The sequence below is a fragment of the Micromonospora sp. NPDC048830 genome (assembly GCF_043198215.1).
Classification (GTDB): domain Bacteria; phylum Actinomycetota; class Actinomycetes; order Mycobacteriales; family Micromonosporaceae; genus Micromonospora.
This window is the reverse complement of the sequence record NZ_JBICUP010000021.1, coordinates 1-24,259: the sequence shown is the minus strand read 5'-3', so window position 1 is coordinate 24,259 and position 24,259 is coordinate 1. Positions and strand designations below refer to the sequence as shown.

The following is a 24,259-nucleotide window of genomic DNA, read 5'->3' as shown; positions in this document are numbered from 1 at the left end:
TCACCGGACCGGAGCCGTTCTGCGTGACGGGGTCGAGCCTCGGGGGGAAGCGATGCGTACGGGCAAGCACCGCCGGCCGTTGCTGCGGTCCGCCGCCGCCGTGCTGGCGCTGGTCGCCGCCGCCGGCACCGGCCCGCTGGCCGCGCCCGAACCGGCCCGGGCCGACACCGTACGCGGCCTCCAGTGGTATCTCGACGCGCTGCGCATCCCCGAGGCGCACAAGCTCACCAAGGGCCGGGGCGTCACCGTCGCGGTGGTCGACGGGGGCGTGCACGCCGCGCACCCCGACCTCAAGGGTCAGGTGCTGCCGGGGCGCGCGTTCTCGCCGGACGTCGCGCGCGACGGCCGGAGCGACCCGGATCCCGAGAGCGGGCACGGCACCGCGATGGCGGGCATCATCGCCGGGCGGGGCGGCGGCGCCATGCGGGAGCTGGGCATCGCCCCGGAGGCGAAGATCCTGCCGGTCGCCCTCGGCCCCGAGGGGCCGGGCCGGGATCTGCCGAGCGCCCTGCGCTACGCGGTCGACGCCGGCGCGGACGTGATCAACCTTTCCGTCGGCGCCCCGGGCAGCGATCCGAAGATCACCGAGGCCGTGCGGTACGCGCTCGACAAGGGCGCCGTGGTGGTGGCCGCGGCCGGCAACCGCCGGGTCGACCGGGCCGTGCCCGTGCCGGCCAACATCCCGGGCGTCCTCGCGGTGGGCGCCACCGGGAAGGGCGGCTCGCTCTGGAGCGGCTCGGTGACCGGCCCGGAGGTGGGGCTGACCGCTCCCGGCGAGCAGATCATCGCGCCGGTGCCCCCGCCGGTCTCGCCCAACGGCTACGGCGTCTCCGACGGCACCAGCCAGGCCACCGCCATCGTCTCCGGGGTCGCCGCGCTGGTGCGCGCGCGCCACCCGAAGCTGAACGCCGCCAACGTGGTGAACCGGCTGATCCGCACCGCCGAGGACCGGGGCGCGCGCGGCCGCGACCCGGAGTACGGCTTCGGGGCGGTGGACGTGCTGGCCGCGCTCACCCGCTCGGTGCCCCAGGTCGACGGCAATCCGCTGTTGACCGGCGCGTCGCCGACCACGAAGCCGGCCGAGGGGGACGACGACGGCGACGACGGCCCGGCCATCTCCTTCGGCCTGGCCGACAACGCCGGGCTCCAGCTCGGGTTCTGCCTGCTCGCGGTGCTCCTGATCGGCGCGGTGGCCGTGGTGCTGGTCGTGGCGAACCGCCGGGCGGTCCGCCGCCGCGCCGCGGCGGCCTCGGCCGGCGGCCCGCCGCCCCCGCCCGGCGTTGCGCACCCGGGGTTCGGGCCACCGCCGGGGCACGGTCCCGGCCCGCATCCGTACCCGCCGCGCCCGGCCGCGCAGCCGGCGCCCCCGCATCCGTACGGCCCGGGGGGTCAACAGGCCCCGCAGCCGTACGGCCCGGGGAATCCGCAGGCCCCGCAGCCGTACGGGCCGCAGGGCGCGCAGCCGTACGGGCCGCCCGGGTGGCAGGGGCCGCCGCCGCGCGGGCCGGTGGGACCGCCGCCGGGCGTTCCCGGCGCGCCGCCCCCGCCCGGGTCGACGCGGGGCGGCCATCCCGCCGGGGCGCCCCCGGCGGATCCACAGCCGCGTTGACACCGAGACCTGAGACACGGGGCCAGGGGAGGGCACCATGACTGACGAGCACAACGACCCGGACCGGGTGGACGTCCGGTTCAACGTTCCGATGCCGGTCAACCCGATGTACCCCGGGATGGGGAACATCCGGGGAATCAGCTTCGACAAGACCGGCACGGAGCAGGCCCAGACGCCGAGCGGGCTGGTCGCCGGGAGCGGCGAGAAGGGCGTCGAGACGGAGTGGAACGCCGGCAGCCTCGACTCGGCCATCACCTGGCTGGAGACCCACGCGAGCTACCTGCACCGGCTGTCGTACGACATGGCGGACATCAAGGAGCAGCTCGGCGGTGACCAGGCCGCCGCCGGCAAGGGGGCGCTCGGCGGCTTCCAGTACGCCACGCAGCTCGCCCAGCAGCACCAGCAGGTGTACACGGGCACGGAGAACGGGCTGCGCACCCTCTCCGACAACCTCTACACGGCCGCCGAGGCGTTGCGCACGGTCAAGCGGAACTACGAGACCGCCGAGGGCGCCAACAAGATGACCGCCCAGCAGATGCAGCAGGCTTTCAACGACGCCGCCAGCGGCGGCGACAGCTAGATCGGGGGAGCGGGACGTGGGCGACAAGAGCTGGGAGGACATGGCCCGTGAGGTGCTCGTCGAGGGCCGTCCGGACAAGGTGCAGAGCGCCGCGCTGGGCTGGAAGGAACTGATCAAGAACCTGGGTCAGGTCAAGGAGAGCCTGGAGACGAACGTCAAGGACCTCGGCGTGGCCTGGAAGGGCCCGGCGTACGAGTCGTTCAAGACGCACATCGAGGGGCTCGCCAAGAGCGCCGGCACGATCATCGACGACGTCGACAAGCCGGGCCGGGGCCGGGTCAGCATCGTGACCACGCTGGAGACCGCCGCCACCCAGCTGCAGGAGGCGCAGAGCAAGATGCCGATCCCGGCCGCCTGCGTCGGCGACGTGCTGGCCGCGCGCAACGGCGAGCTCACCCTCGGGGTCGGCCTCTTCGAGACCAAGGTCAAGGCGGACCTGCTGGGCAGTTGGCCGGCCGAGCAGATCGGCAAGCTCAGCGACTGGGTCACCGGCTGGTTCTCCGACAAGGAGGGCGAGGCCCGGGAGATCTACAACGAGGTCAACAACAACTTCAAGCAGCGGAGCATGGAGGCGCCGGGCAACGTGAGCCCGACCGGCCGCAGCAACACCAAGCCGGAGATCCCCGAGTTGGAGACCGGCGGCGGTGGCGGGGGCGGCAACATCAAGCCGCCGTCGCTCGGCGGCGGCGGTGGGGGCGGTGGCCTCGGCGGCGATCCGTCGGTCAACACCGGCAAGGTGCCTGACCTTCCGACCGGCCCCAAGCCGGGCGATCGCCCCGACATCCCCTCCACCGACTACCCGGGCCGGGACGACATCCCCGGCCCCGGTGGCTACGACTACCCGGGATCCGACTCAGACGGGTACGGCACCGGCCTGGCCGGCGCCACCCCGCCCAGCACGACCGGCCTCGGTTCGGGTCCCGGTCTGGGTAGCGGCCCGGGCCTTGGCAGCGGTCCGGGCCTGTCCGGCGGGTCGGGCGGCTCGCTTCCTCCCGGTCTCGGCAAGGCGGTCAGCCCCGGCCTGCCCCCGATGCTCGGCGGCGGCATGGGCGCCGGCGCCGGTGGCCGGGGAGGCGCGGGTGGCAAGCTCGGCGGTGCCCGCCCCGGCATGGGCGGCATGATGGCGCCCGGCGGGGCGGCCGGCCGGGGCGCCGGTGGCAAGGCAGCGGCCGGGGCCGCCGGCCGGCCGGGCGCCGCGATGGCCGGCCGGGGCGGCGCCGGGGGGCAGGGCGGCGCCGGGTACGCCGAGGAGGACGAGCTTTCGCGTAACACCTGGCTGGAGGAGGACGAGGACATCTGGGGTGCGGGCGGCGGTACCGGCGCGCCCGGCGTTCTGCGCTGAAACCCTCGACGGGGCGTCGCCCGCCGCTTCTTCCGCGGCCGGCGGCGCCCCGTCGCCGTGCCGGGGCTCAGCGCCCCGTCGCCGTGTCGGGGCTCAGCGCCCCGTCGCCGTGTCGGGGCTCAGCCGGTCGGGCCGGTCTCGGCGGGGCGTCGTCCCGGCCGCCAGCCCCGGCTGCGGCCCCGTGCCAGGATCGGCCGGGTGGCCAGCAACAGCCCGGCCAGCGCCGCGCCGATCACGGCCGCCCAGACCGCGACGGTGCGCTGCCAGGCCAGCGGGTCCTGCTGCGGGGGCGGCGCGGGCATCGCCCCGGGCGGCGGGTCGTCGCGCGTGCCGAGCAGGCTGGTCACCGCCCGGTACGGGTTCACCACCCCGTACCCGAGCTCGGCGTTGCGCCCGTCCGGCGGGTTGTCCGCCGTCCGGGTGAGCCGGTACGCGACCTGCGCCGGGCTGAGGTCCGGGTACGCGGCGCGGACCAGCGCCGCCGCGCCGGAGACGTACGCGGCGGCGAAGCTGGTGCCGCCCTGCGGCTCGGCGCGGTACCCCTGCCCCCGGGGGGCCGGGCCGACGATGTTCAGCCCCGGCGCGGCGATGTCCACGTAGTCGCCGACGACCGAGCTGTCGACGTGCCCGCCCTGCTCGTCGACACCGGCGACGGCGATGACGCCCGGGTAGGCCGCCGGGTACGCTGGCAGGTTCTGCTGCTGCTCCTGCCGGTTGCCGGCGGCGGCCACCACCACGACGTCCTTGTCCAGCGCGTACTCGATGGCGGACTCCAGCTCGGGGCGGGGCAGCGTCACCAGCGACAGGTTGAGCACGTCGGCGCCCTGGTCGACCGCCCAGATGATGGCCTGCGCGATCTGCGCCGGCAGGCCCTCGTCCGTCCTGGTCTTGGCGTCCGGCAGCACCCGCACGGGAAGGATCTCGGCGGCCGGGGCGATCCCGGTGAACGCCTTGCCGGTGCCCTCCTTGCCGGCGATGATGCCCGCGACGATCGTGCCGTGCCCGGCCAGGTCGCACTGGCCCTGGATCGAGGGCAGGTTGTTGAAGTCCGCCCCGGGGAGCACCTGCCCGCGCAGCAGCGGATGGGTGGCCGACACGCCGGAGTCGATGACGGCCACGGTGACGCCCTCGCCGCGGGTGATCCGCCAGGCCGCCGACGGCTCCAGCCGGGACAGCGCCCAGGGCGTCCCGGGCGGCAGGGTCTCTCCCGTGGGGCCGCAGACGGGGGCGGCGGTCGCCGGCGTGGGCGGCACGACGACGGCGCCGACCAGCAGCGCCGCGAGTCCACACAGGAGGGCCAGGCGGCCCCGCCCGCCACGCCCGCTCACTGCCATCCGCTCCGGCCGGAAGCTCTCGCGCACCCGGAGAGACTACCGCTCCCGCCCCCGGTCAGAAGGCGGCGCTCTCTTCCTCCGGGTTGCCGGCGAAGAGGGCGAGCAGGTCGCCGATCTGGCGGTACGACTCCGCCGGGTGGCGGAAGTGGCCGCTGGGGTTCACCGTGTACTCGTTGCGCCGGCCCACCCGCGTGCGGCGCAGGTACCCGCCGGCCTCCAGGTCCGCCACGATCGCCTGGGCCGCCCGCTCCGTCACGCCCACCTCGTCGGCCACGTCGCGCAGCCGGGCGGTGGGGTTGCGGGCGATGACGAGCAGCACGTGCGCGTGGTTGGTGAGGAACGTCCAGTTCCGGGTGCTCCCGTTCCCGCCTGTCGTCGCCATGTCCGACATGGTATGGCCCCGGCGGCCCCGGTAAGCGCCTGCCGCCGTCCGCGACCGACCTCAACACATGAAATGCATATCACGTAATTCTTGACGTACGTCCCCCTGCGTGTGACCGTGGGTCGACGGCGCGCGTGCCGCGAGTGGCGCCGCTGCCGACGGGCGAATGGCGAGGTGGTAGGGCATGAACAATTCGAAGTCTTCAATGAATAAGTTGGGCCCCCGGCCGATCGGCCGTGCGGCGGCCGCTGGTTTCCCGCCCACCCCGGAGCAGGCCTTCGCCGAGCTGCTCGCCGGCAACCGCCGGTTCGTCGCCGGCACGCCCCACCATCCGAACCAGGACGCCGACCACCGGGCGGCCGTGGCCGAGGGGCAGCACCCGTTCGCGGTGATCGTCGGCTGCTCCGACTCCCGGCTGGCCGCCGAGATCATCTTCGACCGGGGCCTGGGCGACCTCTTCGTGGTCCGCACGGCCGGGCACACCGTCGGCCCGGAGGTGCTGGGCAGCGTCGAGTACGCGGTGACGGTGCTGGGCACCCCCCTGGTGGTGGTGCTCGGGCACGACTCCTGCGGCGCCGTGCAGGCGGCCAGGGCGGCGGCCAGCACCGGCGTCGCGCCGGCCGGCCACCTGCGGGCGGTGGTGGACGCCGTGCTGCCCAGTCTCGGCCTGGCCGCCGAGCGGGGGGTCGAGGACCCCGACGAGATCGTCGACATCCACATCGCGCACACCGTCGAGGCGATCCTGGCCAACTCGTCCGTGTTGGCCGCCGAGGTGGCCGACGGACGGTGCGCGGTGGTCGGCCTGTCGTACCGGCTCAGCGCGGGCGAGACACGGGCGGTGGCCGCGGTGCCGGTCGGCCTGACCGAGCCGCCGGCCGCCGCCTGACCCGCCCGGCCGCCGCCCGGTCTGCCCGGCCGCCGTCTGCCGCACCCGGCCGCTGTCTGTTCTGCCCGGCCGCCGCCCGGTCTGCCCGGCCGCCGCCCGGTCTGCCCGGCCGCCGCCCGGTCTGCCCGGCCGCGCCGGAGGCCGCCGGCCTCCCCCGCGTCCGCGTCGCCGGCACCCGAACGCGAACGAGGGTCGCCCCGCCCGGGACGGCCCTCGTTCGCGGGTCGGCGTCAGAGCAGCGACATGTGCACGTGGTCGGTGTGGTTGGACGGGCCGCTGTAGGACTTCCAGCCGGTGGCCGGGAACCAGATCTGCCGGTTCCAGATGACGTAGTAGATGCCCAGCCGGTCGGCGTTGCGGATGAGGAACGCGGCGAGGTTGTTGCCGTACATCCGGGTGTCGTTGTTGTGCCACGGGCTGAAGCCGCTGTTCTGCAGCGACCAGTCGCAGGCGCGGCCCTTCGGGTGCTCCCACGGCCCGCCGGGCCGGTAGCAGCCCACGAAGCGGTTGAAACCGGCCCGCTTGACCTCCTTGTACGCGTGCAGCGTGCGGGGGGTGATGCAGCCGGAGGTCGTCGGGTCGTTTTCGCTGCACGACTCCGGTCGCCAGCCGCCGTCCGCGGTCCGGCCGGGCGCGATCCGGGCCACCGGGGACGTGGCGGAGACCAGGCCGCCGGTGAAGCCCCGGCCGCCGACCAGCGCGAGGGCCTTCTCCGCGTCGTGCTTCTTCTTGGCCATGATCGCCGTTTGCTTCTGCTGCTCGCGCACCTCGGCGTCGAGCGCCAGCTTGGCCTGCTCGGCGCGGGTCTTGGCCTCGTTGACCCGGGCCAGTTTCTGCGCGTTGATCATGTTCAGCTCGTCGAGGGCGGACGCGCGCTGCACGAACGAGTCCGGGTTCCCGCTCTCCAGCAGCGCCGCCATGGCGCCGATCCGCCCCGTCCGGTACGACTGGGCGGCCAACTCGCTGACCTGCGGGGCGAGGGCGTCCAGCTCGAACTGGGCCCGCTGCACCTCGAGGGCGAGCTGCTGCTGGCGCTGCTTGGACTTCGTCAGCTTCGCCTTGGCCTGGCTGTAGTCGCGGTTGGCGGCCTCGATGACGTCGGTGATCAGCTGGGGCTCGTCGTCCTCCTCGTGCCCGGACGGGGTGGGGCCGGAGGGCTCGGCCATCGCCGGGGCGGCCGGTCCGGCGAGGATCGCCAGGGCCGCGAACACGGCCACCACGGGCGTCAACCAGCGGCGTAGGGGTGCCGTCACAGTGTTCCCTTCCGTCGTCCGCCGACCGGGTTAGCTGACGGGTTCGGGGCGGAAGTGGCCCCTACCGCGGTCGCGGATTCACCCCGGGTACCTGGTTCCCCGGCTCGCCTCGCGGCGATTGGGCGGTGGCCCCGCAGGCGCCGCTGCGCGCCTTCGGCGGTGACCGGCAGCGAGGTTACCTGAGAGCACTCCTGCGGATCTACGCCCAGAAGCCCGCCAAATGCGTCATTTCGTAATTGCTTTCGGTAATGGGTGACGCGTTTCGCAGGTCGCACAGTGGCGATCGTCGCGCTGAGTAGTCTCACCATGCGGCGTCCGTGCTCCCTTCTCGATCTCCGGGCCGGGACGGGGGGTGGATCGGCCCGGCCCGGAAGCCGTCGTGGGCCCCTCCTTTGCTCAACGCCTCCAGCGCGATTTCCCGTTCATTGAAACGGTGACCGGTGGTGGGCGTGCGCGGGGTGGGCACGCCGGCGGGGGAATCGCCGTCGGCGGCGGACCGGCCCGGGCTGGTGCGGCCGGCCGCGGTGACCACGGCGGCCAGGCCGGTGGTCAGCGGTACGGCGGCGATCAGGCCCAGCGTGGCGACCGCGCTGCGGACGATCTCCTGCGCCAGGAACTCGCTCGTCAGGAGCTCGGACACCGGGCGGGAGTCGGCGGTGAGCAGGAGCAGCAGCGGCAGGGACGCGCCGGCGTACGCCAGCACGATGGTGTTCACGGTGGAGGCGATGTGCGCCCGCCCGACCCGGGTGGCCGCCCGGTAGAGCTGCAACCGGGACAGCCCTGGGTTGGCGTGCGCCAGCTCGGTCACCGTGGCCGCCTGGGTCACCGTGACGTCGTCGAGCACCCCGAGCGAGCCGATGATGATGCCGGCGAGCAGCAGGCCGTGCAGGTCCACGTCGGCCTGGAACATCGACAGCGTGGTGGCGTCCTCGGTGCCGTACCCGGTGAGGTGGGTGGCGGCGGTCGCCAGGGTGCCGAGGACGCCGGTGAGCACCAGGCTGCCCAGGGTGCCGAGGACGGCCACCGACGTCTGCGCGGTGATCCCGTGGGTGAGGTAGAGCACCACGAACATGATCAACGCGGAGCCGACGACCGCGATCGGCAGCGGCGACCCGCCGCCGCCGATCCCGGGCAGCACGAACGTCAACAGGATGGCGAAGCTGGCGGCGAGGCCGGCCAGCGCGGCCAGCCCCCGCCAGCGGCCGAACGCGACGATCGCGAGCGCGAACACCAGCGCGAGCCAGAGCAGCGGCTTGCCGCGCTGGTGCTCGGCGATGTTGTAACTGGTCGCCGCCGGGTCCGCCGGGTCGGTCAGCCGGACCAGGACGATCCGGTCGTCGACGGCGACCGTGGGGGCGCCCGGGCCGGTCGGGATGGGCGTCTCGACCTGTTGCCCGGCGTCGGGCCCCTGCTCGACCCGTACGGTGACCGTGCCGCACGGGCCCGCCGCGGCGGCGGGCCCGCCCTCCGGCGCGTCCGGCTGCGGGGGACAGGGCTCCGTCACCACCCGGGTCACCGTGCCGTGGTACCGCGGGACGGCCGCCGCGTCGTCGGCCTGCGGACCGCCGCCGCGCGGCCAGAGAAGGATCGCGGCGACCACCGTGAGGGCGAAGAGCGGCAGCACGGTCGCGACGAGGATCCGCCGCACCCCGGGCGGGGTGGGCGGAGCAGCTCGGCTGTGGTCGGCGCCCATCGACGATCTCCAAACGGTGTCAGGCTGGGACGCGGGCCGGCGGCCCGGACGGCGCGGACGGACGGAGCGGATTCCGGATGACCATCGCCCCGGAATCGTAGCCAGGCCCACCTGCGGGCGCAGGGTGCGCGCCGGACTCCGTCGGTGGTTCGGCGCACGGCGGGCCGTGCGGGGCGGCATGTTGGAGACATGGGTCACGACGCGCACGCGGGGCACGGGAGCCGGGACGCGCCCGGGCGAACCGGCGGCCCCGGGCCACAGGAGGGAGACGCCGGGCACGACAGGCACGCGGGGCACGACCCGGAGATGTTCCGTCGCCGGTTCTGGCTGTGCCTGGCGCTGACCCTGCCGATCGTGGCCACCAGCGAGGTGGTGACGGACTGGCTCGGCCGCGTCCCGGAGTTTCCCGGCCGGTCCCTGGTCGGCCCGGTGCTCGGCTCGGTGGTCTTCTGGTGGGGCGGCTGGCCGTTCCTGGTCGGCGCGCTCCGCGAGCTGCGCGACCGGGCGCCGGGGATGATGCTGCTCATCGGGATGGCGATCAGCGTGGCGTACGCGGCCTCGCTGGCGACCAGCGTCGGCGCGTTCCGGCTCGACTTCTGGTGGGAGCTGGCCGCGCTGGTCACCATCATGCTGCTCGGGCACTGGCAGGAGATGAGGGCGATCGGGCAGGCCCGCGGGGCGCTCGCCGCGCTGGCCGCCCTGCTGCCGGACGAGGCGGAGCGGGTCCGGCCGGACGGCGGCACCGAGCGGGTGCCGGTGGCGGGGCTGCGCGTCGGCGACGTGCTGCTGGTCCGGCCGGGCGGCCGGGTGCCGGCCGACGGTCAGGTGGTCGAGGGCGCGGCCGAGTTGGACGAATCCATGATCACCGGGGAGTCCCGCCCGGTCGTCCGGTCGGCCGGGGACCGGGTCGTCGCCGGCACGGTCGCCACCGATTCGGCGGTCCGGGTGGAGGTGGGGGCGGTCGGCGAGGAGACCACCCTCGCCGGCATCCAGCGGATGGTCGCCGAGGCGCAGCGCTCCAGCGGCCGGGCCCAGGTGCTCGCCGACCGCTTCGCGGCCTGGCTGTTCTACGTCGCCGCCGCCACCGCCGTCGTGACGGTGCTGGTCTGGACCGTCATCGGCCGTCCCGACGAGGCCGTCGTGCGGACCGTCACCGTGCTGGTGATCGCCTGCCCGCACGCGCTCGGCCTGGCGATCCCGCTGGTCGTCGCGCTCTCCACGGCGGTCGCGGCGCGCTCCGGCATCCTCGTGAAGAACCGGCTCGCGCTGGAGCGGATGCGCGGAGTCGACGCGGTGCTGTTCGACAAGACCGGCACCCTGACCCGGGGCGAGCACGTGCTCACCGGCGTCGCGACCGCCGCCGGGACCGGGGAGGACGACGCGCTGCGGCTGGCCGCCGGGGTCGAGGCGGACAGCGAGCACCCGCTGGCCCGGGCGGTCGTGGCGGCCGCCGGGCCCCACGGCGGGGCGGCGCGCGCGGCCGGCTTCCGCTCGTTGCCGGGCCGGGGGGTCCAGGCCACGATCGACGGTACGGAGTACGCGGTGGGCGGCCCGGCCCTGCTGCGGGAGTTGGGCGCGGACCTCCCCGCCGAACTGGAGACGACCGCCGGGGACTGGGCGGCCCACGGCGCCGCCGTGCTGCACCTGGTCCGCCTGCCCCGCACGGTGCTCGCCGCGTTCGCCCTCGCCGACGAGGTACGCCCCGAGGCCCGGGAGGCGATCGCCGAGCTGCGCGCCCAGGGCGTCCGGACGATCGCCATGATCACCGGGGACGCCGGTCCGGTGGCCCGGGCGGTCGCCGCCGACCTCGGCTTCCGGCCCGGGGTGGACGAGGTGTTCGCCGAGGTGCTGCCGGCGGACAAGGACGAGAAGGTCGCCGAACTCCAGCGCCGGGGGCTGACCGTGGCGATGGTGGGCGACGGGGTGAACGACGCCCCGGCGCTGGCCCGGGCCGACGTGGGGCTCGCGATCGGGGCCGGCACCGACGTGGCGATCGAGTCCGCGGGCGTGGTGCTCGCCTCGTCCGACCCGCGCGGGGTGGCCGCCGTCGTCCGGCTCTCCCGGGCGTCGTACCGGAAGATGGTGCAGAACCTCGCCTGGGCGGCCGGCTACAACGTGGTCGCGTTGCCGCTGGCCGCCGGCGTGCTGGCCCAGGCCGGGGTGACGTTGAGCCCGGCGGCCGCCGCGGTCCTGATGTCGGCGTCCACCATCGTGGTGGCCCTGAACGCCCAGCTGCTGCGCCGGGTGCGCCTCGGCCCGGGGTGACCGGATTCCGGCTCCGGGCGTCCGCCGGTGCGGCGCCGGCCGGGCAGGCTAGCGTGGGTGCGTGCGGGCGGCGGCGCAGACGACGACCGGGCGGTGGGCCCGGCTGGCCCTGCTGCTCTGCACCCTGGTCGGGCTGACCGCGATGCACACGCTCGGCCACGGCGGGCACGCCGCCGGCGGGGCCCACGAGGGTCACCACCCCGCCGGGCCGCCGGAACCGCGGCCGGTGCTCGTCGCCCACGCCGCCGCGCCGGCCCCAGCCACTCGAGCGGAGCTGTCGGCGTGGTCGGGCGCGAGTCACGGCGACTGCCCGGAAGGCGGGTGCGCCCTCGCCCGGCCGCTGCCCGGCGACGGAAGCGGCGGGAGCCTGCCCGGGTGGAGCGTCTGCCTGGCGGTCCTCGGCGCGTTCGGGCTGGCCGTGCTGGTGGCCGTGCTGCTGCTGGCGGGGGCGCGGGCCGTCGGGGTGGCCGGCGGCGCGAGCGCCGGAGGTTCGCCCGGCCCGCGCGCCCCGCCGCCCCGTCCGGTCGGCCTGCGGCTGGCCGAGATCTCGGTGTCGCGTACGTAGGACGCCCCGCGCGGGTGCCCGGCCCCTGGCCGGTTGCCCGGCGCTCCGTGCTGCCCTCGTACGTTCCGACCCGGAAGGATTTGAAGACGATGAGAACCCGTACGACCGCCCGCCGCGCCGCCCTGGCCGGGATGGGGCTCACCGCCGCCCTGGCCCTGGCCGCCTGCGGCTCCGCCGACTACTCCGGCCACCCCTCGTCCGGTCAGGGAACGCCGGCCGCGACGGTGAGCAGCGGTGCCCCGGCCAGCGAGCCGGCCACGTTCAACGACGCCGATGTGATGTTCGCCCAGATGATGGTCCCGCACCACCAGCAGGCGGTGGAGATGGCGGAGCTCGCGGAGACCCGGGCCGCCGACGCGGAGGTCAAGGGCCTGGCTGCCCAGATCAAGGGCGCCCAGGACCCGGAGATCGCCACGCTGACCGGCTGGCTCGCCGCGTGGGGCCGGCCGCTCCCGGCCGCCGGCTCCGGGCACGGGCACGGGCACGGGGCGGCTCCGTCCCCGACCGCGCACGACATGCCGGGGATGATGTCCGAGGCGGACATGACGAGCCTGGCGAGCGCGACGGGTACCGATTTCGACCGTCGGTTCCTGACGATGATGATCGCCCATCACGAAGGGGCGATCAGCATGGCGAAGGACGAGTTGGCGAAGGGCGCCAACGCCGACGCCAAGGCGCTGGCGCAGCGGATCGCCACGAGCCAGCAGGCCGAGATCGACGCGATGAACAAGATCCTCGCCCGGCTGTGACCCCGGTCCGCCCCGCGTCGGAGGTTGCCGGCGCGGGGCGGACCGCCGGGGCGGTGGGTCGTCAGCCGCGCTTCATCAGGCGGCCGACGGCGGCCATCATCTCGGTGGCCATCTCGTCCGCCCGCCCCTCGGCGGCACCCTCGTGCATGCAGTGCCGGGCGTGCCCGTCGAGCAGGCCGAGGGCGACCTTGTCCAGGGCGGCCTGGATCGCCGAGATCTGGGTGAGCACGTCGATGCAGTAACGGTCCTCGTCGACCATCTTCTCGATGCCGCGGACCTGGCCCTCGACGCGGCGGAGCCGCGCGAGCAGCTGGTCCTTGCTGGCGGTGTACCCGCGGATGGGGGTGGGCGTCGGTCCGGTCATGCGATCGAGGATAGCGTACCCCGGGGGGGTATGGTACGGTCCTCCTTGGTACCGATACCCCCACCCGGTATCGGTAACCCGAACAGGCAGTCGTGCGTCCCGCTCTTACCCCCCGGGGGTATTATGGGGCGCGGTGAGAGGAGAGCTCCGATGGTCACCACGACGTACCAGGTGCAGGGCATGACCTGCGGGCACTGCGTCAACGCCGTCAGCGCCGAGGTCGGCGCGCTCGAGGGTGTCAGCGAGGTCCAGGTGGACCTGGCCTCCGGTCAGGTCACCGTCACCAGCGAGCGCCCGCTGGACACCGACGCCGTGCGCGCCGCCGTCGACGAGGCCGGGTACGACCTCGTCGGCGCGTGACGCCGGCCCACCGAGAAACCGAGGTGTCACGATGAACACGGCGACGAAGCTGAGCGGTTTCGCCCTCGGCCTCGCGGCGGTGTTCGGCGCGGCGTACGGGGTCGGCCAGGTCGCCGGCCCCGTCGCCCCGGCCGCCGAGACCCGCCACGACGCCGGCGACGCCGCCCACGACCGCCCCGGCGGGGCGAGCCCCGACCACGCCGACTCCCACGCGCCGGCCGGCGCCGACGAGCCCGCCCACCTGCCGCGTGGGCTGCTCGTCTCCGACCGGGGCTACACCCTCACCCCGCTGGCCGCCCCGGCCGGCGACTTCGCCTTCCGGATCACCGGCCCGGACGGGCAGCCGGCCACCCGGTACGACGTCGCGCACGACAGGCGCATGCACCTGATCGTCGCCCGCCGGGACCTGTCCGGTTTCCGCCACGTGCACCCCGAGATGGCCCCGGACGGCACCTGGCGGGTCGCCTCCCCGCTCGCCGGCCCCGGCGTCTGGCGGGTGTTCGCCGACTTCACGCCCGCCGGCGGCCCGGCGTTGACCCTCGGCGTCGACGTCACCGTGCCCGGCCCGCTCGCCGCCCGACCGTTGCCCGCCCCGGCGGCCGGCGCCACCGTCGACGGCTACACCGTCACGCTGGCCGGCACCCCACGGCCCGGCCACGCCAGCGAGCTGACCCTGACCGTGACCCGGGACGGCGTGTCGGTCACCGACCTCCAGCCCTACCTCGGCGCGTACGGCCACCTGGTCGCGTTGCGCCAGGGGGACCTGGCGTACCTGCACGTGCACCCGGAGGGGGCGCCCGGCGACGGGCGGACCCCCGCCGGGCCCGCGGTGACGTTCTCCGCGGAGTTCCCCACGGCCGGCGCCTACCGGCTCTACCTCGACTTCCGCCACGGCGACGCGGTGCGGACGGCCGAGTTCACCGTCGTCGCCGGCGCGGGGGACGCGACGGCGGCCGGTACCCCGACGGCCGCCCCGACCGCCACCTCGACCGCCACTGCCACCCCGACCGCCGACGCCGGCCACGGCGCCCCCGGTCACGGCCACGACTGACAGGAGGCAGCGATGACCTCGCCCGCGAAGCCGTTGCGGGTCGCGCCGAACCAGATCGAGTTGGCGATCGGCGGGATGACCTGCGCGTCGTGCGCCGCCCGGATCGAGAAGAAGCTCAACCGGATGGACGGCGTGACGGCCACGGTCAACTACGCCACCGAGAAGGCCAGCGTCTCCTACCCCGACGACGTCACCCCGGACGACCTGATCGCCACCGTCGAGAAGACCGGCTACACCGCCGCCGTGCCGCCGCCCCCGGCGCCCGCCGGCGCCGAGCCGTCCGCGGCCGAGCCGGCGGACGAGCTGCGCGGGCTGCGCACCCGGCTGTGGGTGTCGGTCGCGCTGGCCGTGCCGGTGATCGTGCTCGCCATGGTCCCGGCCTGGCAGTTCGACTACTGGCAGTGGCTGTCGCTGACGCTGGCCGCACCCGTGGTGGCGTACGGGGGCCTGCCCTTCCACCGGGCCGCGTGGATCAACCTGCGGCACGGCGCGGCGACGATGGACACCCTCGTCTCGATCGGCACCCTCGCCGCGTTCGGCTGGTCGCTGTGGGCGCTGTTCCTCGGCGACGCCGGCATGCCGGGGATGACCCACCCGTTCCGGCTCGACATCACCCGCACGGACGGGGCCGGCAACATCTACCTGGAGGCGGCCGCCGGGGTGACCGCGTTCATCCTCGCCGGCCGGTACTTCGAGGCCCGGTCGAAGCGCACCGCCGGTGCGGCGCTGCGTGCCCTGCTGGAGCTGGGCGCCAAGGACGTCGCCGTGCTGCGCGGCGGGGTGGAGACCCGGATCCCGGTGGACCAGCTCGCCGTGGGCGACCGGTTCGTGGTCCGCCCCGGCGAGAAGATCGCCACCGACGGGGTGGTGGACGAGGGCACCTCGGCCGTCGACGCCAGCATGCTCACCGGCGAGTCCGTGCCGGTCGAGGTGGGCCCCGGGGACGCCGTGGTCGGCGCGACCGTGAACGCCGGCGGCCGGCTGGTGGTGACCGCGACCCGGGTCGGCGGCGACACCCAGCTCGCCCAGATGTCGCGGCTCGTGGAGCAGGCGCAGACCGGCAAGGCCGCCGTGCAGCGGCTGGCCGACCGGATCTCCGGGGTGTTCGTGCCGATCGTGATCGCCCTCGCCGTCGGCACGCTCGGCTGGTGGCTGGGCACCGGGGCCGGGGCGACGGCCGCGTTCACCGCCGCCGTCGCGGTGCTGATCATCGCCTGCCCGTGCGCGCTCGGCCTGGCCACCCCGACCGCGCTGCTCGTCGGCACCGGGCGGGGCGCCCAGCTCGGCATCCTGATCAAGGGCCCGGAGGTGCTGGAGTCCACCCGACAGGTGGACACCGTGGTGCTGGACAAGACCGGCACCGTCACCACCGGCCGGATGACCCTGGTCGACGTGCTGCCCGCCGACGGCGAGGACGCCGCCGAACTGCTGCGGCTGGCCGGGGCGTTGGAGGCCGCCAGCGAGCACCCGATCGCCCGCGCCGTCGCCGCCGGTGCGGCCGAGGCGGGCCCGCTCGCCCCGGTGACCGGCTTCGCCAACGCCGAGGGGCTCGGCGTCGCCGGGACGGTGGACGGCCGCGAGGTGACCGTCGGTCGGCTGCGGCTGCTGCGCGAGCGCGGACTCGACGTACCGGAGGGGGTCGCGCGGGCCGTGACCGACGCGGAGGCCGCCGGCCGGACGGCGGTGCTGGCCGGCTGGGACGGGCGCGCCCGGGGCGTGCTCGCGGTGGCCGATGTGGTCAAGCCGACCAGCGCGGCGGCCGTCGCCGGGCTGCGCGCGCTCGGCCTGACCCCGGTCCTGCTCACCGGCGACAACGCCACCGTGGCCCGGGCGGTGGCCGCCGAGGTCGGCATCGACGAGGTGATCGCCGAGGTGCTGCCGGCCGACAAGGTGGACGTGGTCCGGCGGCTCCAGGCCGAGGGGCGGGCCGTGGCGATGGCCGGCGACGGGATCAACGACGCCGCCGCGCTCGCCCAGGCCGACCTGGGGCTGGCCATGGGCACCGGCACCGACGTGGCGATCGAGGCGAGCGACCTGACCCTGGTCCGGGGCGACCTGGCCGCCGCGGTCGACGCGATCCGGCTGTCCCGCCGGACGCTGGCGGTCATCAAGGGCAACCTGTTCTGGGCCTTCGCCTACAACGTGGCCGCCCTGCCCCTGGCCGCCGCCGGCCTGCTCAACCCGATGATCGCGGGCGCCGCGATGGCCTTCTCCTCGGTCTTCGTGGTGGCCAACAGCCTCCGCCTGCGCCGCTTCCGCGTCGCCGGGTGACCCCCGATGATCATGGAGTTGGCGGCCGGTTCGGGCACCGGAACCGCCGCCAACTCCATGATCGACGCGGTTCGGCGGGGGCCGCAACGACCAGGCCGCCGCCAACCTCAAGCAGGCCGGCGAGAAGATCAAGGACGCGTTCAGGAGCTGAGTGCCGCACTCCGCGCCGGGCCGGCCCGCGTCGGCCCGGCGCGGGTGCGCCCGGCCCCGTGCCTGGCCGCGCATGTCGCCCGGCGGACCGGCTCTCGGCACGCTTTCTGTTCGGAGGCTGGCCGGGTCGCACATGTCGCCCGGCGGGCCGTCGGCGGTCGACCGGCTTCGGCGTACGTCGTCGCCCCGCTTCGGCGTACGCCTCGGAGCGCGGCACTGCCGCGTGCCGCCGTCGGACCCGACAGGCATGCTGGGACCGTCCACGATCGAACGGGGAGAACATGACTCGTCACGCCGCGACCGCCTTCCGTGCCGCCGTTCTGGTGGCCCTGGCGACGGTTACCGCCGGCTGCCAGTCGGCCGAGGACGGCGCCGGAGCGCCCGCCGCCGCGCCGACCCGCACCGCCACGACCGTGCCGACCGCCGGTCCGACGCCGTCCGGGTCCCCGACCGCCGTCACGGCCGCGAACACCGCGCAGGTGTGCCAGGCGGTCGACAAGCTGATCCTCGCCGGCAGCAAGAAGATCGCCGCGGACTCGGCCGCCGCGACCCGCGACGAGACGACCCCCGAGGAGTTGAACGCACGGCTCAAGCGGACCCTCGCCGGGCTCGCCGACGACGTACGTGAGCAGGCGGCCCGGGCCGAGGATCCGAGGATCGAGACCCTGCTCGCGGACACCGCGCGGCGGCTCGACGGGGGCGCCCGCGCCACCAGCCCCGCCAAGTGGATGGGCGAGACGTTCGTCGACATCCCGCCGAGGCTGGCCCGGGACTGCCGCGCCTGACCACCCGGCGGCGCGCTGCCTCCGCCCGGCGTACCGTCGGCTCATCGCCGGTCGGTCAGCCGGGCGGCCCGCACCTCCAGGTAGCGCCGCTCGGGCAGGCTGGTCGTGGCCCGGGCCGCGGCCAGGTACGCCTCCCGGGCGGCGCCCGGCTCGCCGGCCAGCTCCAGCAGGTGGGCCCGGACGGCGGCGAGCCGGTGGTGCCCGGCCGTGCGCTCGTCGTCGTCCAGCGGGGCGAGCAGGGCCAGCCCGGCCCGCGGACCGTCCACCATGGCCACCGCGGCGGCCTGGTTGAGGGTGACCATCGGGTTCGGCGCGATCCGGCCCAGCAGCCGGTACAGGGCCACGATCTGCCGCCAGTCGGTCTCGGCGGCGCTCGGCGCCTCCGCGTGCACCGCCGCGATGGCCGCCTGGAGCTGGTACGGCCCCGGCGGCGACCACGTCAGCGCCTCGGTGACCAGCGCGGTCCCCTCCTCGATCTCGGCCCGGTTCCACCGGCCGCGATCCTGCTCGGCGAGCGGGACCAGCTCGCCGTCCGGCCCGGTCCGCGCCGCCCGGTGCGCGTCGGTGAGCAGCATCAGCGCCAGCAGCCCGGCCACCTCGCCGTCGTCGGGCAGCAGCCGGTGCAGCTCCCGGGCCAGCCGGACCGCCTCCCCGGTCAGCTCCGCGCGCCGCAGGTCCGGCCCGCTGGACGCCGTGTACCCCTCGTTGAACACCAGGTAGAGCACCTGGAGCACGGCCCGCAACCGCTCGTCCCGCTCGGCGGGCGACGGCATGGCGAACCGGGCGCCGGCCGCCTCGATCCGCTGCTTGGCCCGCCGGATGCGCTGGCTCATAGTCGCCTCGGGCACCAGGTACGCGCGGGCGATCTGCGCGGTGGTCAGCCCGCCGACCGCGCGCAGCGTCAGGGCGACCTGCGCCGGCCGATTCAGCGCCGGGTGGCAGCACAGGAACAGCAGCCGCAGCGTGTCGTCGCCGGCCGGCGGCTCCTCGTCGGGCGGCGGGGCGATCCCCGCGTACGCCGGTTCGCGGACGGCCACCGCGACCTCGCGGTCCCGGCGGGCGCGCTCGCTGCGCCAGGCGTCGGTGAGCCGGCGGGTCGCCACGGTGACCAGCCACGACCGGGGGTGCTCCGGCACGCCGTCGGCGGGCCACTGGAGCGCGGCGGCCAGCAGGGCCTCCTGCACGGCGTCCTCGCAGGCGTCGAACTGCCCGTGCCGGCGGACGAGCAGGCCGAGGACCTGCGGCGCGAGCGTACGCAGCAGGTCCTCGACGGCCGGGCCCGGACCGGTCACATCTCCGACCCGGCGTCGTCCATCAGCGGCCGGACCTCCAGCACGCCGAACCCCATCCGGACGTCCGGCCAGCGGGCGGCGATCTCGACGGCCCGCTCCGGCGACTCGCAGTCCACCGTCAGGTACCCCGCGAACTGTTCCTTGCTCTCCATGAACGGCCCGTCGGTGACCTCCGTCCGGTCGCCGGCCAGCCGCACCGTCCGGGTCTGCGACGGGTCGGCCAGCGCCTGGCCGCCGACCAGCTCACCGGACTCGGTCAGCTCCTTCATGATCTCGTCGACCCCGCCGAAGATGGCGTTGCGGTCCTGCTCCGAGAGCCCCTCGACGAACCCCGGGCGGTTCCAGATCAGCAGCATGTACTTCACGGTGGCACTCCTCGTGTCTCGGCCGCGCCCCGTCGGCGCGTCCCGGTGAGGGGTCGGAGCGGGCGCTGCGGATCCGACACCCCGGCCGGAGAAAGTTCAACCGAAATCCTGCCGGCCGCCGCGCGCGCCGGCGCCACCGACACGCGCGCCAGCCGGCGGGAGCGACACGCGCAGGGCAGGACCGGCGCCGGGCGGGCGGGTCAGCGGCCCCGGGGGCGGCCGCCGCCTACTCGGCGGGGCGGGCGTACGCCGGGGGTCAGCGAGGCCCGGTCGGCGGCCGAGGTGCCCGACGACCAGCCCTCCTCGTCGGAGACGGTGAGCCGCTTGCGGGTGACCCCGGGAAAGAGGTCGTCGAGGCGTTCCCGCACCGCGTCCGCGCGGGCGGCCAGCACCGGCAGCAGCCGGTCGGAGCCCTGCTCCCGGGCCGCCTCCCGGCTGACCTCCTCGGTGGCCGCGCGCAGCCGCTCGCCGATCCGCAGCGCGAACGCGTTCAGGAACGACTCGTCGTACGCCTTCGTACGCCGGCCGCCGCCCCGCCGCGCGGTCCGGCCGCGCAGCATGGCGGCGGTGGCCTGCACCAGCAGCGAGGTGTAGAGCAGTTCGACGGAGGCGAGGTCGGCCGGGAAGCCGAGCACGGTGGCGAAGCCGAGGTCGTCGGACCAGACCGACTCGCACCGGTTCGCCGCCGCCACCTCCTGCACCAGCAGCGCCTTCGCCCCCGGGCACGGCGGCTCGGTGCCGAGCCGTACCCCGCCGGGCAGGTCGGGCCGCTCGGCGGTCGCCGCCACCAGCGCGGCGTCGATGCTGTGCCGGCTCATCAGCTCCTGCGCCTTGCCGGTCAGCGCCTCGGCCTCGGCGGGGAAGGTGGTCGACTCGGCCTTGGCCAGCAGGGCGCGTACCCGGTCGAGCATCCGCGAGCCGGCGCCGCCGGCCGGGGTCGCGGCCAGGGGCCCCGCCGCGCCGGGTGGCGGGCGCAGCACCGCGATCGGGGGCAGGCTCTCCACCAGCGCCAGCACGTCGACCGCGTCGCGCAGGGCCGCGATCCGGTCCGTGCCCTGCCGGGCGGCCCAGGCGGTCAGGTATCCGGCGTCGTCGTCCCACCACACGGTCGCGTCGAGGCCCGCGAGCTGGTCGTCCCACCAGCCCGGCACCGGGCCCGGCTGACTGCGGCGCTGGGCCGCGGCCAGGTCCACCACGAGCCGCGCGCCGGGCGGGCCGAGCCGTCGGGTCGCGATCCGGGCGAGGTCCGCCGGCTGCCAGCCCCGGGGCCAGAGCCGGGCCACGCCGCGGACCAGCCGCGCCACCAGGGCGGCGTCCACCGCCGCCGGGCCGCCGGGGACCCCGGCGCCGACGACCAGCCGGTCCAGCTGTCGCTCCGCCGCGCGTACGTCGGTGCCGCGCGCCGCCGCGAGGGCGTCGGCGATCAGCTCGTCGGCCTCCGGCACGGGCGTCCCTCCGTCGTTCCTGCTCGCTGCCCGGTGCCGGCGTCTCCGGCCTGGCCGGTGCGGCTCCGCCGGGAAACCGTACCGTCGCCGCGGCCCGCGGCGGGCGTGAGCGCCGCCACGGCCGGCCGGTGCCCGCACCTACCGTCGCGGCGCGACCCGACTCACCTGGCGGGCTCGGCCTCACGGGGAAAGGACGCCCAGATGTGCTTGGCGTGCGGGGTGGCGTACCAGCCGACGTCGAGAGAGAACGCGTGGGCGAGCTGGAGGCCCCGGCCGCCGGCGCCGAGCGGATCGGTGTCGCCGAATTCGGGTACGGTGCTCAGGTCGTGGTCGGCGACGTCGAGGATGAAGACGTCGTCCGCGCAGAGCAGCCGTACGGTGGTCGGCGGAAGCCCGTGCTTCAGGGCGTTCGTGGCCAGCTCGGTGGCGACCAGCACCACCCGCTCCGGGATGTCGTCGAGCTGCTCGCCGGCCCCGAGGGCATGGCCGGTCAGCGCCTCGTGCAGGGAGGCGCGGAGCCCGCGCAGCTCGGCTCCGGTGCCGAGCTCCCAGCGCTGGAGTTCGGTGGCGTGGGGCGGTGGCGGCGAGGTACGCAACGATCCCATGATCTCGGTTTACCCTCGGTAGTCGCGACTCACACGGGTCGGGCCGGGTCGATGCCACCGTCTTTCCGCCGGGCCGCAACGCCGGCGGCGGTGGAAACGTCTACGCCGGGGGCGGCGGGTGACCGGGGTGGGAACGGGACGGTACCCGTAACGCCACCGATACGGACCCGACTGCTGGAGGCGCGTTCCGCGGGTCACCATCTACAGTGAGCCGTTCATGGGTTCGTCAGACTCGACGGGGAAGAAGCATGACTGGTCCGAAGGTCAGTGTGGTGGTGCCGGCGTACAACTCCGGACCGCACATGGAAAAACTGATCGACTCGCTGCTGCGCCAGTCGTTGCCGCCCGAGCAGTTCGAGGCGGTCTTCGTCGACGACGGCTCCACCGACGGCACGGGGGCCCGGCTGGACGAGCTGGCCGCCGCCCACCCACACCTGCGGGTGGTGCACATCGACAACTCCGGCTGGCCGTCCCGGCCCCGCAACATCGGGGTCGCCCACGCCCGCGGCGAGTACGTCTTCTTCGCGGACGACGACGACTGGTTCGGTGCGGAGGCGCTGGAGCGCCTGTACGCCTACGCCGCCGAACACGACGCCGACATCGTGATCGGCAAGATGGCCGGGTACGGGCGTTCGGTGCCGCGTGAGCTGTTCCGGAAGAACCGGCCCGACGCCACGCTGGCCAACGCGCCGCTGATCGACAGCCTGACCTCGCACAAGCTGTTCCGGCGGTCCTTCCTCAACGAGCACGAGATCCGCTTCCCGGAGGGGCGCCGCCGGCTGGAGGACCACGCCATGGTGGTCCGGGCGCTGCTGCTGTCGAAGCGCACCTGCGTGCTGGCGGACTACGTCTGCTACCACCACATCCGGCGGCAGGACGCGGGGAACCTGACCGCGGGCAGGCTCGAGCCTGTCGGCTACTTCACCAATCTGCGCGAGGTGCTGGACATCGTCGACGCGCACCTCGAGCCGGGTCCGCTGCGCGACCGGCTGCACCGCCGCTGGCTGCGTAACGAGATCACCAGCCGGCTGCGCGGCAAGCGCCTGCTGGAGGCTCCGGAGGACTGGGCCGCGGCGGTGGCGGCGGAGTGCGGGAGGGTGATCCGGGACCGCTTCGCGCCGGGTGTCGCCGCCGGCCTGCCGGCGCTGCAACGGGCGATCACCGCCCTCACCGCGCAGGACCGGCTGTCCGACCTGCGCCGGCTGGCCGAGTGGGAGGCGGGCATCCAGGTCCGGGCCCGCCTCGACCGGTACCGCGCCAAGCGGGGCACCCTCACGCTGGCCGTCACCGCCATGCTGGAGTCCGGCGACCAGCCGCTCACGCTCGACGTCGCGGGCGACCGCCGCCGGCTGGTGCTTCCCGTGGACGGCGTCGACCCGGAGATGCTCGACGTGACCGGCCAGTTGGCCGGGGCGCGCGTCGACGTCGTCGTCGGGCGCAAGGGGGGCGGCGAGGAGTTCTTCCTGCCCGTCGAGCGCAGTACGGAGGAGCTGCCCGTCCCCGGCGCCGGGCCCGGCGGGGTGCGTCTCGTCCACCACGCCACCGCCCAGCTGGACCTCGCCACCCTGAACTCGGGGCGCACCGAGGGCACCTGGCTGCTCAAGGCGCGGGTCAGCGAGAACGGCTGGACGATGGACAAGCGGCTGCCGCTGACGCTGCACTACGCCGCCGACGGGGCCGTACCGGTCCTGCGGAAGGCCCCGAGCGGCCCGCGCGCCCGGCTCCACCGGGCCGTGCGGCGCCTGCTCGGGCGCTGACCCCGGCCTCCGGCACCCGCCGGTGCGCCCTGGCCCCGACCGGCGGCTCGGACGTGAGCGGGAACCATTTCTCCACCGGAGGCGTTGAGAAGGCCGTTACGCGAACACCCCCCTCGGCAAAACCGCCGAGGGGGGTGTTCGCGTTGGAGCGCTGGCGTGCTACCTGACTGCGGGCCAGTGCTCCGGCCTTCAGGCCGGGGGTGAAGGTCCGCGCTGGGAGGGCCGCTAGGCCCGAGCAGTGCCTTGACCGGGACGGTTCTGCTGCTCGATGTACTGCTTGATGACGCTCAGCGGTGCCCCGCCGACGGACCCGGCGAAGTACGAGCCCGACCAGAGCTTGTTGGCCCGGTAGTAGTGGCGTATCAGGTCGGGGAACTCCTGCCGCAGGCGGCGCGAGGATACGCCCTTGAGGCTGTTGACCAGCCGGGCCACGGCCACCTTGGGTGGGAAGTTGACCAGCAGGTGCACGTGGTTGTTCTCGCCGTTGAACTCGACCAGCTCCGCCTCGAAGTCGGTGCACACGTCTCGCATGATCGCTTCCATCCGGGTCAGGTGCCGGTCGGCGAACACCTTGTGCCGGAATTTCGTCACGAAAACCAAGTGAACGTGCATCGCGAAAACACAGTGTCTGCCAGTGCGGATGTGTTGAACCTCAGCCATAAACCAACATGATACAGTGATGATCGTGCAGCTCCGTTACCAGTTCCGCGTTTACCCGACGCCCAGCCAGCAGGTCGAGCTGGCGAAGGCGTTCGGGTGCGCGCGGGTGGTGTTCAACGACGGGCTGCGTGTGCGTCAGCAGGCCCGCGAGCAGGGCGAGAAGTACGTCTCGGATGCCGAACTGTCCAAGCGGGTCATCACGCAGGCCAAGCTGACGCCGCAACGGGCGTGGCTGGGCGAGGTGTCCGCCGTGGTGTTGCAGCAGGCCCTCGCGGATCTGAACACCGCGTACCGCAACTTTTTCGCCTCGGTCACCGGCAAGCGCAAGGGCCGCAAGGTCGCCCCGCCCCGGTTCCGGTCGCGCAAGGACAACCGGCAGGCCATCCGGTTCACCAAGAATTCCCGGTTCAAGGTCTGCGACAACGGCCGTCTGCGGCTGCCGAAGATCGGCGACCTGGACGTGCGGTGGTCGCGCGAGCTGCCCTCGGACCCGTCA

The 24,259-nt window shown here is 75.0% G+C and carries 23 protein-coding genes and 1 riboswitch; of the genes, 13 read left to right on the top strand and 10 right to left on the bottom strand.

Annotated elements, in window-relative coordinates:
- The first annotated feature begins 52 nt into the window (after positions 1-52).
- From ACGFIZ_RS18910 to ACGFIZ_RS18900, 3 genes are read left to right on the top strand one after another with little or no spacing between them, the layout of a single operon-like run.
- A complete protein-coding gene (locus ACGFIZ_RS18910; RefSeq protein ID WP_393420866.1) occupies positions 53-1,609 on the top strand; it encodes a S8 family serine peptidase in 1,557 nt (518 codons plus the stop codon).
- Between the two features lie 37 nt (positions 1,610-1,646).
- Positions 1,647-2,189 (top strand): hypothetical protein, encoded by a 543-nt coding sequence (locus tag ACGFIZ_RS18905; protein ID WP_347667222.1) that lies wholly within the window; start codon positions 1,647-1,649, stop codon positions 2,187-2,189.
- Positions 2,190-2,205: 16 nt separating this feature from the next.
- Positions 2,206-3,531, top strand: coding sequence for a WXG100 family type VII secretion target (locus ACGFIZ_RS18900; RefSeq protein ID WP_393420864.1), 1,326 nt, complete (start codon positions 2,206-2,208; stop codon positions 3,529-3,531).
- Positions 3,532-3,650: 119 nt separating this feature from the next.
- Here ACGFIZ_RS18900 and mycP read toward each other — a convergent pair whose 3' ends face one another.
- Together mycP and ACGFIZ_RS18890 are read right to left on the bottom strand one after the other, a co-directional pair.
- Positions 3,651-4,892: a type VII secretion-associated serine protease mycosin gene (mycP, locus tag ACGFIZ_RS18895; RefSeq protein WP_393420862.1), complete on the bottom strand. Its 1,242-nt coding sequence runs from the start codon at positions 4,890-4,892 to the stop codon at positions 3,651-3,653.
- A 28-nt stretch (positions 4,893-4,920) separates the two neighbouring features.
- Entirely contained in the window at positions 4,921-5,256 is a 336-nt protein-coding gene (locus tag ACGFIZ_RS18890) for a helix-turn-helix transcriptional regulator (RefSeq protein ID WP_393420860.1), read from the bottom strand.
- A gap of 196 nt (positions 5,257-5,452) precedes the next feature.
- Here ACGFIZ_RS18890 and ACGFIZ_RS18885 point away from each other — a divergent pair, with 196 nt between their 5' ends.
- The gene (locus ACGFIZ_RS18885) at positions 5,453-6,133 is read left to right on the top strand and encodes a carbonic anhydrase (protein WP_393420858.1); all 681 of its coding nucleotides are present in this window, start codon (positions 5,453-5,455) and stop codon (positions 6,131-6,133) included.
- A gap of 230 nt (positions 6,134-6,363) precedes the next feature.
- Here the strand turns inward: ACGFIZ_RS18885 and ACGFIZ_RS18880 are convergent, their stop codons facing one another.
- Both ACGFIZ_RS18880 and ACGFIZ_RS18875 read right to left on the bottom strand, forming a co-directional pair.
- Complete coding sequence (locus ACGFIZ_RS18880) at positions 6,364-7,386, bottom strand: coiled-coil domain-containing protein (protein ID WP_393420856.1); 1,023 nt, start codon at positions 7,384-7,386, stop codon at positions 6,364-6,366.
- 4 nt (positions 7,387-7,390) lie between these two features.
- Positions 7,391-7,521, bottom strand: a riboswitch (cyclic di-AMP (ydaO/yuaA leader).
- A 166-nt stretch (positions 7,522-7,687) separates the two neighbouring features.
- Entirely contained in the window at positions 7,688-9,079 is a 1,392-nt protein-coding gene (locus ACGFIZ_RS18875) for a YibE/F family protein (RefSeq protein WP_393420854.1), read from the bottom strand.
- Between the two features lie 189 nt (positions 9,080-9,268).
- Between ACGFIZ_RS18875 and ACGFIZ_RS18870 the strand changes: the two genes are divergently transcribed.
- From ACGFIZ_RS18870 to ACGFIZ_RS18860, 3 genes are all read left to right on the top strand, one after another.
- Positions 9,269-11,344, top strand: a complete 2,076-nt coding sequence (locus tag ACGFIZ_RS18870; protein WP_393420852.1) for a copper-translocating P-type ATPase — start codon at positions 9,269-9,271, stop codon at positions 11,342-11,344.
- A gap of 61 nt (positions 11,345-11,405) precedes the next feature.
- Positions 11,406-11,909: a hypothetical protein gene (locus ACGFIZ_RS18865; protein ID WP_393420850.1), complete on the top strand. Its 504-nt coding sequence runs from the start codon at positions 11,406-11,408 to the stop codon at positions 11,907-11,909.
- An 89-nt stretch (positions 11,910-11,998) separates the two neighbouring features.
- On the top strand, positions 11,999-12,658 hold the full coding sequence (locus ACGFIZ_RS18860; protein ID WP_393420848.1) for a DUF305 domain-containing protein: 660 nt from the start codon (positions 11,999-12,001) through the stop codon (positions 12,656-12,658).
- A 61-nt stretch (positions 12,659-12,719) separates the two neighbouring features.
- Here ACGFIZ_RS18860 and ACGFIZ_RS18855 read toward each other — a convergent pair whose 3' ends face one another.
- On the bottom strand, positions 12,720-13,022 hold the full coding sequence (locus ACGFIZ_RS18855; protein WP_347667230.1) for a metal-sensitive transcriptional regulator: 303 nt from the start codon (positions 13,020-13,022) through the stop codon (positions 12,720-12,722).
- 150 nt (positions 13,023-13,172) lie between these two features.
- On the opposite strand from ACGFIZ_RS18855, the gene ACGFIZ_RS18850 reads away from it, so the two are divergent.
- The 4 genes from ACGFIZ_RS18850 (at position 13,173) to ACGFIZ_RS18835 (ending at position 17,639) form a co-directional block, all read left to right on the top strand.
- Positions 13,173-13,382, top strand: a complete 210-nt coding sequence (locus ACGFIZ_RS18850; RefSeq protein ID WP_393420846.1) for a heavy-metal-associated domain-containing protein — start codon at positions 13,173-13,175, stop codon at positions 13,380-13,382.
- Between the two features lie 31 nt (positions 13,383-13,413).
- On the top strand, positions 13,414-14,433 hold the full coding sequence (locus ACGFIZ_RS18845; RefSeq protein WP_393420844.1) for a hypothetical protein: 1,020 nt from the start codon (positions 13,414-13,416) through the stop codon (positions 14,431-14,433).
- 12 nt (positions 14,434-14,445) lie between these two features.
- Positions 14,446-16,704 (top strand): heavy metal translocating P-type ATPase, encoded by a 2,259-nt coding sequence (locus tag ACGFIZ_RS18840; RefSeq protein ID WP_393420842.1) that lies wholly within the window; start codon positions 14,446-14,448, stop codon positions 16,702-16,704.
- A 431-nt stretch (positions 16,705-17,135) separates the two neighbouring features.
- Positions 17,136-17,639, top strand: a complete 504-nt coding sequence (locus ACGFIZ_RS18835; protein WP_393420840.1) for a hypothetical protein — start codon at positions 17,136-17,138, stop codon at positions 17,637-17,639.
- 41 nt (positions 17,640-17,680) lie between these two features.
- Here the strand turns inward: ACGFIZ_RS18835 and ACGFIZ_RS18830 are convergent, their stop codons facing one another.
- The 4 genes from ACGFIZ_RS18830 to ACGFIZ_RS18815 form a co-directional block, all read right to left on the bottom strand.
- Entirely contained in the window at positions 17,681-18,931 is a 1,251-nt protein-coding gene (locus tag ACGFIZ_RS18830) for an RNA polymerase sigma factor (protein ID WP_393420838.1), read from the bottom strand.
- A complete protein-coding gene (locus tag ACGFIZ_RS18825; protein ID WP_393421029.1) occupies positions 18,928-19,287 on the bottom strand; it encodes a YciI family protein in 360 nt (119 codons plus the stop codon). The genes ACGFIZ_RS18830 and ACGFIZ_RS18825 overlap by 4 nt, the downstream gene beginning before the upstream one ends.
- A 209-nt stretch (positions 19,288-19,496) precedes the next feature.
- A complete protein-coding gene (locus ACGFIZ_RS18820; RefSeq protein ID WP_393420836.1) occupies positions 19,497-20,741 on the bottom strand; it encodes a DUF2786 domain-containing protein in 1,245 nt (414 codons plus the stop codon).
- Between the two features lie 161 nt (positions 20,742-20,902).
- Positions 20,903-21,346 carry an ATP-binding protein gene (locus ACGFIZ_RS18815; protein WP_393420834.1) on the bottom strand — a complete coding sequence of 148 codons (444 nt, stop codon included), beginning with the start codon at positions 21,344-21,346 and terminating at the stop codon, positions 20,903-20,905.
- Positions 21,347-21,594: 248 nt separating this feature from the next.
- Between ACGFIZ_RS18815 and ACGFIZ_RS18810 the strand changes: the two genes are divergently transcribed.
- Positions 21,595-23,103: a glycosyltransferase family 2 protein gene (locus ACGFIZ_RS18810; protein ID WP_393420833.1), complete on the top strand. Its 1,509-nt coding sequence runs from the start codon at positions 21,595-21,597 to the stop codon at positions 23,101-23,103.
- Positions 23,104-23,328: 225 nt separating this feature from the next.
- Here the strand turns inward: ACGFIZ_RS18810 and tnpA are convergent, their stop codons facing one another.
- On the bottom strand, positions 23,329-23,763 hold the full coding sequence (gene tnpA, locus ACGFIZ_RS18805) for an IS200/IS605 family transposase (RefSeq protein WP_393420831.1): 435 nt from the start codon (positions 23,761-23,763) through the stop codon (positions 23,329-23,331).
- A gap of 19 nt (positions 23,764-23,782) precedes the next feature.
- On the opposite strand from tnpA, the gene ACGFIZ_RS18800 reads away from it, so the two are divergent.
- A partial coding sequence (locus tag ACGFIZ_RS18800; protein WP_393420829.1) for an RNA-guided endonuclease InsQ/TnpB family protein occupies positions 23,783-24,259 on the top strand: 477 nt, incomplete at its 3' end.